Origin of the sequence: Flavobacterium sp., assembly GCF_013823965.1 — a bacterium.
Classification (GTDB): domain Bacteria; phylum Bacteroidota; class Bacteroidia; order Flavobacteriales; family Flavobacteriaceae; genus Flavobacterium.
This window is the reverse complement of the sequence record NZ_PNNA01000018.1, coordinates 1-5,268: the sequence shown is the minus strand read 5'-3', so window position 1 is coordinate 5,268 and position 5,268 is coordinate 1. Positions and strand designations below refer to the sequence as shown.

The 5,268-nt window shown below is 36.8% G+C and carries 5 protein-coding genes; 4 read left to right on the top strand and 1 reads right to left on the bottom strand.

The genetic code is table 11. From position 1 onward, the window contains the following. The first annotated feature begins 94 nt into the window (after positions 1-94). The 4 genes from purN (at position 95) to C0430_RS02075 (ending at position 4,271) form a co-directional block, all read left to right on the top strand. Positions 95-655, top strand: a complete 561-nt coding sequence (gene purN / locus C0430_RS02090; protein WP_290864979.1) for a phosphoribosylglycinamide formyltransferase — start codon at positions 95-97, stop codon at positions 653-655. A 70-nt stretch (positions 656-725) separates the two neighbouring features. Continuing rightward, positions 726-1,205, top strand: coding sequence for a ribonuclease HI (gene rnhA / locus C0430_RS02085; protein WP_290864977.1), 480 nt, complete (start codon positions 726-728; stop codon positions 1,203-1,205). Between the two features lie 75 nt (positions 1,206-1,280). Beyond that, positions 1,281-2,204 carry a PfkB family carbohydrate kinase gene (locus tag C0430_RS02080; RefSeq protein WP_290864975.1) on the top strand — a complete coding sequence of 308 codons (924 nt, stop codon included), beginning with the start codon at positions 1,281-1,283 and terminating at the stop codon, positions 2,202-2,204. A gap of 168 nt (positions 2,205-2,372) precedes the next feature. After that, on the top strand, positions 2,373-4,271 hold the full coding sequence (locus C0430_RS02075) for an amidophosphoribosyltransferase (RefSeq protein WP_290864973.1): 1,899 nt from the start codon (positions 2,373-2,375) through the stop codon (positions 4,269-4,271). A 284-nt stretch (positions 4,272-4,555) separates the two neighbouring features. Here the strand turns inward: C0430_RS02075 and C0430_RS02070 are convergent, their stop codons facing one another. Continuing rightward, positions 4,556-5,161, bottom strand: coding sequence for a superoxide dismutase (locus C0430_RS02070; RefSeq protein WP_290864971.1), 606 nt, complete (start codon positions 5,159-5,161; stop codon positions 4,556-4,558). Positions 5,162-5,268 lie beyond the last annotated feature (107 nt).

Here is a 5,268-nt window from a genome sequence, read left to right as displayed (position 1 = left end):
AGCTAATTTATAAAATAAATTTCACAAAGAGGTCGCAATGTTATTTATTATCACTTTTTATTCTTTTTTTTGCAGGATTGAAATCTGTTAGAATATGAAAAAAATTGTAATTTTTGCTTCTGGATCGGGGACTAATGCTGAAAATATTATAAAACATTTTAAAAGTACAAATACAGCGACGGTCGTTTCTGTTTTTACAAACAACCCAAAGGCCTATGTAATTGAAAGGGCCAAAAATCTTCAAGTTCCAATAGAAATTTTTACCAAAGACGAATTAAATAGTAATAAAATACTACAAAAATTAAATGTATTTCAGCCAGATTTGATAGTTTTAGCCGGATTTTTACTAAAATTTCCCGAAAATATAATAGCCCAATATCAGGATAAAATAATAAACGTGCATCCAGCCTTATTACCAAAATATGGTGGAAAAGGAATGTACGGAAGCAATGTTCATAAAGCCGTTGTCGAAAACAAGGAAAAAGAAACCGGAATTACCATTCATTATGTCAATGAAAATTATGACGAAGGAAACATTGTTTTTCAGAAAAAAGTAACCGTTTTGGTTACTGACACCCCAGAAGTGGTGGCGGAAAAAATACACGAACTGGAACAAAAACATTTTCCATCTGTAATTGAACAAATTCTAAAATAACTTAATGTAACCCTGAGTGAATTGATGGGCTAACTCCCAACTTCCCACTTCTAACTTCCCACTTCTAACTTTGAATCACGACGTGCATATATACACAGACGGCGCCGCCAAGGGTAATCCTGGGCGAGGTGGTTATGGCGTGGTGATGGAATTGGTGGGGACTCCGCATAAAAAAGAATTTTACGAAGGCTTTCGTCATACCACTAATAATAGAATGGAATTGTTGGCCGTAATCGTTGGTCTCGAAAAACTGAAAAACCCCAATATGAAAGTGTTGATCGTTTCGGATTCTAAATATGTGGTGGATTCTGTTTTGGAAAAATGGGTTTTTGGCTGGGAGAAAAAAGGTTTTGCCGGAAAGAAAAATCCTGATTTATGGAAACGCTTTCTTGTGGTTTACCGCAAACACCAAGTCGATTTCAAATGGATTAAAGGACACAACAACCATCCCCAAAACGAACGCTGCGATGAATTGGCTGTTTTTGCATCGAGCCAAAAAGAGCTTTCTGTCGATGCTTTTTATGAGAAAGAGGAGGCCAAACTTTTATGAAAACTTTGAGAGCATCAACCTTTGCAACTCTAAAACTTATAAACTATCTTTGGCGCTTAATTCGAAACTCATCAAATGAATAAATTATTGATTGTTGGAACAGTTGCTTTCGACGCTATTGAAACTCCTTTTGGGAAAACAGATAAAATCCTTGGTGGTGCAGGAACTTACATAGGACTTTCGGCTTCTAATTTTAATCTTCAATCTGCTATTGTTTCTGTAGTTGGTGATGATTTTCCACAAGAATATTTAGATTTATTGACCGATAGAAACATAGATATTTCAGGTCTTGAAGTAGTCAAAGGTGGAAAAACCTTCTTTTGGAGTGGTTTGTATCACAACGATTTGAATTCTAGAGACACTTTGGCAACCGAGTTGAATGTCTTGGCTGATTTTCAACCAAAAGTTCCCCAAAATTTTAAAACTGCCGATGTGGTAATGCTAGGAAACTTGCATCCATTAGTACAAAGCAGCGTTTTGGATCAAATGGACGTTAAGCCTAAATTAGTGGTTTTAGACACCATGAATTTCTGGATGGATTGTGCTTTGCCTGAATTATTGGATGTTATCAAACGCGTAGATGTAATTACCATCAATGATGAAGAAGCAAGACAACTTTCGGGAGAATATTCTTTGGTAAAAGCGGCAGTAAAAATTCACGCCATGGGACCAAAATACGTGGTTATCAAAAAAGGAGAACACGGTGCTTTGTTGTTTCACGACCACCAAATATTCTTTGCTCCGGCATTGCCATTGGAAGAAGTTTTTGATCCAACTGGTGCTGGAGACACATTTGCAGGAGGATTTGCAGGATATTTAACGCAAAGTGAAAACATATCATTCGAAAATATGAAAAATGCCATTATTTACGGTTCAAATTTAGCGTCATTTTGTGTCGAAAAATTTGGAACGGAGCGAATGGTTGGTCTTGAAAAAGAAGAAGTGGTGTCGAGATTGAAACAATTCAAGTCATTGACCCAGTTTGACATAGAGATATAACGAAAAATATGTAAGCCTCGAAAACGGGGCTTTTTTTGTTTAATGTTAAAACATAAATTTTTTAAATCATCGAGTAATTTTGTAAATTAAAACTTAATTACTTCAGGATTCAAAGTCGGACAATTTATTTGTCAAATAATACAACTAACTACAAATTACAACAACACAATGAGCGACGCAATTAAACACGAATGTGGCATTGCCCTTTTACGATTAAAAAAACCGTTAGAATTCTACAAAGAAAAATACGGTTCGGCTTTCTACGGAATACAAAAAATGTATCTCCTCATGGAAAAGCAACACAATCGCGGGCAGGATGGAGCGGGATTTGCAAGCATAAAACTAGACGTAGAACCAGGAGAACGTTACATTAGTCGGGTGCGTTCGAATGATGCGCAGCCTATTCAGCACGTATTCGCCCAGATAAACGACAGAATAAACGAGGAATTGACCTCACACCCAGAATATCTGGAAAGTGTGGCGTTGCAAAAAAGTAAAATCCCGTATTTGGGAGAATTGTTTTTGGGACACGTACGTTATGGAACCTTTGGAAAAAACAGCATCGAAAGTGTTCATCCATTTTTACGTCAAAATAACTGGATGCATCGAAACCTGATTTTGGCCGGAAATTTCAACATGACCAATGTAAAAGAACTTTTTCAGAGTCTTGTTGATTTAGGACAGCATCCAAAAGAAATGGCCGACACCGTAACGGTAATGGAAAAAATTGGACACTTTTTGGACGATGCAGTAACTGATTTGTATCAAGAATGCAAAAACAACGGCTTGACAAAAAGAGAAGCATCGCCTGTAATCGCCGAAAAATTAGACGTGGCGAAGATTTTGACCAGAGCTTCCAAAAATTTGGATGGTGGTTATGCCATGGCAGGGCTTTTGGGTCATGGAGATGCTTTTGTATTTAGGGATCCAGCAGGAATTAGACCGGCTTATTTTTATGAAGATGACGAAATTGTGGTAGTGGCTTCAGAACGTCCGGTTATTCAAACGGTTTTTAATGTGGATTTCGAAAAAGTGCAAGAACTGCAACCTGGAAACGCCTTAATTATCAAGAAAAACGGAATGGTAACCGAGCAAGAAATTCTTCCTGCCACTGTAAAAAAAGCCTGCTCTTTCGAAAGAATTTATTTTTCTCGTGGCAGTGATGCCGAAATATACCAAGAAAGAAAAAACTTGGGAAAACTTATTCTTCCAGCAGTTTTAGATTCAATTGATGAAGATACTGACAACACGGTTTTCTCTTATATTCCAAATACTGCCGAAACTTCTTTCTACGGAATGGTCGAAGCAGCCCAGGATTTCTTGAATCAAAGGAAAAATAATTACATTCTTGAAAACAGGAAAAAATTAACCAAAGAAAAACTTGAGGAGATTCTTTCTGTAAAAATCAGAACCGAGAAAGTTGCCATAAAAGATGCAAAATTGCGAACTTTCATTACGGAAGACAGCAGTCGCGATGATTTGGTCGCCCACGTTTATGATGTTACTTACGGCGTGATAAAACCGACAGATAATTTGGTAATCATAGACGACAGCATTGTGCGCGGAACAACACTCAAAATGAGCATCATCAAAATGATGGATCGTTTGAAACCAAAAAGCATTGTTGTGGTTTCATCGGCGCCACAAATTCGTTATCCGGATTGTTATGGAATTGACATGGCAAAACTTGAAGGATTGGTGGCTTTTCAAGCGGCATTGGAACTGCTTAAAGAAAGGAATTTATATCACATTGTTGCCGAGGTTTATGCCAAATGCAAAGAGCAAGAGAATTTGAAAGACCATGAAGTCGTTAATTTTGTGACCGAAATCTATGCGCCATTCCAGCCACAGGAAATTTCAGATAAAATAGCGCAACTTTTAAGTTCGCCAGAAATCAAAGCCGAAGTGAAGATTATTTTTCAAACAGTGGAGAATTTACACATCGCCTGCCCCAAAAATTTAGGTGATTGGTATTTCACGGGTGATTATCCAACTCCTGGAGGGAATCGCGTTGTAAATAAGGCGTTTATGAACTTTTATGAGGGTAAAAATGCAAGGGCATACTAAAAAACGTATCGATTAAGTATTTTGTCGATTATTATTGCATTTTGTCTAATTTATTTGTTCAAAGTGCATTGTGATTATATCTTTACGTCACCATAATATTAGTAGGTTAAGTTTATGGTAGATTTGGGGCAAAAAGGGTGAAAGCAATTTCACCTTTTTTATTGGAATAAAGTCAAGGGAGAAAGAACATAGATAATAGACTTTTAGATAAAAGACAAAAAAACAGACGAACAAACTTTTCAGTCTATTCGTCCATTATCTAAAAGTCTTTTTTTATTAAAAGATTATTTCGCCGCAGCGTATCTTTTAGAAACTTCATCCCAGTTAATCACATTAAAGAAAGCTTCAATATAATCCGGTCTTCTGTTTTGATAGTTCAAGTAGTAAGCGTGTTCCCAAACATCCATTCCAAGGATTGGGGTTCCGCCACAACCTACACCAGGCATTAAAGTATTGTCTTGATTTGGTGTTCCGCAAACTTCTAATTTTCCGTCTTTTACACAAAGCCAAGCCCATCCTGAACCAAATTGAGTAGCTCCAGCTTTTGCGAAAGCAGCTTTAAAAGCGTCGAAAGAACCAAAAGCACTTTCAATTCCTGCCAATAATTCACCTGTTGGCAATCCACCACCGTTTGGAGACATAATTGTCCAAAACAAACTATGATTGAAATGGCCACCGCCGTTGTTACGAACAGCCATATTTTTCATGTCAAGATTTGTCAAAATAGCCTCGATACTTTTACCTTCCAAGTCAGTTCCTGCAATGGCAGCATTAACGTTAGTGATATAAGCATTATGATGTTTTGTGTGATGGATTTCCATCGTGCGTGCATCAATATGTGGTTCCAATGCGTCATACGCATACGGTAATTGTGGTAATTCAAAAGCCATAATATAGTTGTTTAAATGATTTATAAATATTTTATTCAAAATTAAACAATTAACTTTGGAATTGGAAATTCTATTTCGTTATAGTTTTATTAAATAAATTGATAGTG